The following is a 2,658-nucleotide window of genomic DNA, read 5'->3' on the forward strand; positions in this document are numbered from 1 at the left end:
ACGGGTCGACCGGGGACACCGTCACCCCGACCGCGAACCCGACCACCGACATGACCGCAGGCTAGGCAGGGGGTACGACAGTTTCCGGCACGACGCGGGGCAGGGGCCGAGCGAGGAGCCGAGCGCCGCCCACCGCGGGACGGGCAACCGGTCGCACACCCACGACCGCAGCCGGTATCAGCGTGATCCCGGCCGCGTGCCGGCGGTGACCGAGGCGGCATGTAGGGCCACCGCGGCCCGGGCGTGCCCGGGCCGCAGGCCGTCAGCGCGTGCGCCGGCTGAAGCGGCTGAGCAGTCGCTTGAGCAGGTTGGCCTTGACGAGTCCTGAGATCAGTCCCATGTCGTCCTCCTCGATCCGGTGATGTGCAGGGATCGCCGGTCCTACCCGCGCGCTGCCGGATCCATGTGCCGGACGTCCTACACTCCGTGGCACGACGGACGAGTCGGCTGGGCGGTCGCGTCGGCGGGGGAGACCCCGTCGCCGAGGAACGTCCGGGCTCCACAGGGCAGGGTGGTCGTTAGCGGCGACCCGGGGTGACCCGCGGGACAGTGCCACAGAAAACAGACCGCCGGCGTCCGCGCCGGTAAGGGTGAAACGGTGGTGTAAGAGACCACCAGCACGCCGGGTGACCGGCGTGGCTCGGTAAACCCCACCCGGAGCTAGGTCAAGAAGGAACGGTGGTCCGCCGCCGCTCCGCGCAGGCGTTCGAGGGCGGCCCGCCCGAGCCTGCGGGTAGACCGCTGGAGCCTGCCGGCAACGGCAGGCCTAGATGGATGACCGCCCATCGGGAGGCCGCGAGGCACCCGTGGACAGAACCCGGCGTACAGGCCGACTCGTCCGTCGTCCCCCCTCGCACGGCGTCCGCGGGTCATCCGTCCGGGTGAACGGGGGCGCTGCGCTCATGTCCGGTGACTCCACGTGCCGCTGTGCGGAGGGTCCGCGAAAAGACCGGGTCCGAGCTTCTGGCTCGCCGATCACCTTGCCTACCGTTCGCACGTCCGCTGACCGGCGGACCCGGAGGCCGCCCGCCGAACCTGCCCACGGCCGCCCGGAAGCGTCGAACACGACGGGCAGGCGCGGGGGACCCACCGTTCGTGGCCCTCCGGGACCTCGGGGTGAAGCCGCGCCGTGCGCGGCCGGGCAGCTCTCGCCCGAACCCGACAGCTAACCCCGCAGGCGGCGAGAGGCTCACCACCCCATGCCCAACAGCCATCGCACCGTGGGTCGACACCGTCGTCCCTCCCGCAACCGCGCCATGACCGCCGTGGCCTACCCGGCCGTGGTCCTCGCGGCGGCCTCGGCCGTCACCCTGGGGGCCATCGGCCCCGCGGCCGCCCACACCGGCGAGCACACGGTCCGCTCCGGCGACACCCTGAGCAAGCTCGCGGCCGGCCACGGCACCACGTGGCGCAGCATCCACGACGCCAACCGCGACGCGATCGGCGCCGACCCGAACGTCCTGCGCGTCGGGCAGGTCCTCACGATCGGCGGCTCCGGCGCGGCACCGGCGGCGGCCCCGGCTCCCGCCGCGGGGTCCTACGTCGTGGTCGCCGGCGACACGCTGGCCGGGATCGCGGCCCGGCACGGCACCACCTGGCAGGACCTGCACGCCCTGAACCTCGGCGTCATCGGCCCGAACGCGAACGTGCTGCGCGTCGGTCAGGTGCTCGCCGTGAGTGGCGGGGGAGCGGTGCCCGAGCGCGCCAGTCGTTCGGAGCGGCCCGCCCCGGCTCCTGCTCCGGCTCCGGTGGCGACGTCGGCGGCCTACGACCAGTGGGACGTGCACGTCCGACCCGCCGTCCAGGAGATCGCCGAGGCGAACGGCGTCGGGACGGTGCTCACCCGCCCCGGCCACAGCCCGACCGCCGGCCGTGCGGCCGACTTCATGGTGTACACCGACGCGGCCAAGGGGAACGCGGTCGCCCAGTACGTGATCGACAACGCGGCCCGGCTAGGCGCGGACTACGTGATCTGGCAGCAGCGGATCGCCGGTTCGTGGACGGGCTGGGCGTGGCAGCCCATGGCGGACCGCGGTTCGGCCACGGCCAACCACATGGACCACCCGCACGTGGCCTTCCTGCCGTAACCGCCGCTCCTCCGCTCGACGACGTGCGCCCCCTGCCCGGCATCCGGGCAGGGGGCGCACGTCGCTGAGCCGGATGCACGCCGGTCACCCGTGGTCGGTCCGTCGGATGGCCGGGCCCCTTCGCAAGTCAGGGTCGGCACCATCTCGGTGTTCCGGCTGACCCGCAGCTGATCCGCGGACCGGGGCGCCGGAGCGTCCTCCGCCGACGTCGGTGGGGCGTCCCCGAGGGGACGTGCCGAGGTCGCGGCGGCGCGTCACGAGATCGTCATGCACCCGATCGTGTTGCACGCGTTCGAATGGGGTTCGCCCGGGCATGACGTGATCACGCCCTGATCGAGGGCCGGGTGAGACGCCGCTCCGCGTCGTGTCACCGACCGCTGGGTTCTCCCCGACCCGGACGACCGACCGGCGCAGCACTGCGCCGCCACCCATCCCCGGGAGCCGGAGCAGACCGCGCTCCGGGTCTCCGAGACGAAGGAGTCTCCATGCGCAAGGCATTCGCCATCCCCTCCGTCGCGATCGCTGCTGCGGCGTTCCCGCTGCTGACGATGAGTGCGGCCTCGGCTGCCCA

The 2,658-nt window shown here is 73.5% G+C and carries 1 protein-coding gene, 1 other RNA gene and 1 riboswitch; both genes read left to right on the forward strand.

Annotated elements, in window-relative coordinates:
• Nucleotides 1-439: 439 nt before the first annotated feature.
• Nucleotides 440-841, forward strand: an RNA gene (rnpB, locus tag BMW62_RS21965) — RNase P RNA component class A.
• Nucleotides 842-1,046: 205 nt separating this feature from the next.
• Nucleotides 1,047-1,192, forward strand: a riboswitch (cyclic di-AMP (ydaO/yuaA leader).
• 64 nt (nt 1,193-1,256) lie between these two features.
• Nucleotides 1,257-2,087, forward strand: coding sequence for a LysM peptidoglycan-binding domain-containing protein (locus tag BMW62_RS21970; RefSeq protein WP_170852526.1), 831 nt, complete (start codon nt 1,257-1,259; stop codon nt 2,085-2,087).
• Nucleotides 2,088-2,658 lie beyond the last annotated feature (571 nt).

Source organism: Blastococcus sp. DSM 46786 (assembly GCF_900109665.1).
GTDB lineage: Bacteria > Actinomycetota > Actinomycetes > Mycobacteriales > Geodermatophilaceae > Blastococcus > Blastococcus carthaginiensis.

What these genes read in the sequence shown, in the direction of transcription:
- BMW62_RS21970 (WP_170852526.1), top strand. Translation starts at nt 1,257, where the DNA reads ATGACCGCCGTGGCCTACCCGGCCGTGGTCCTCGCGGCGGCCTCGGCC.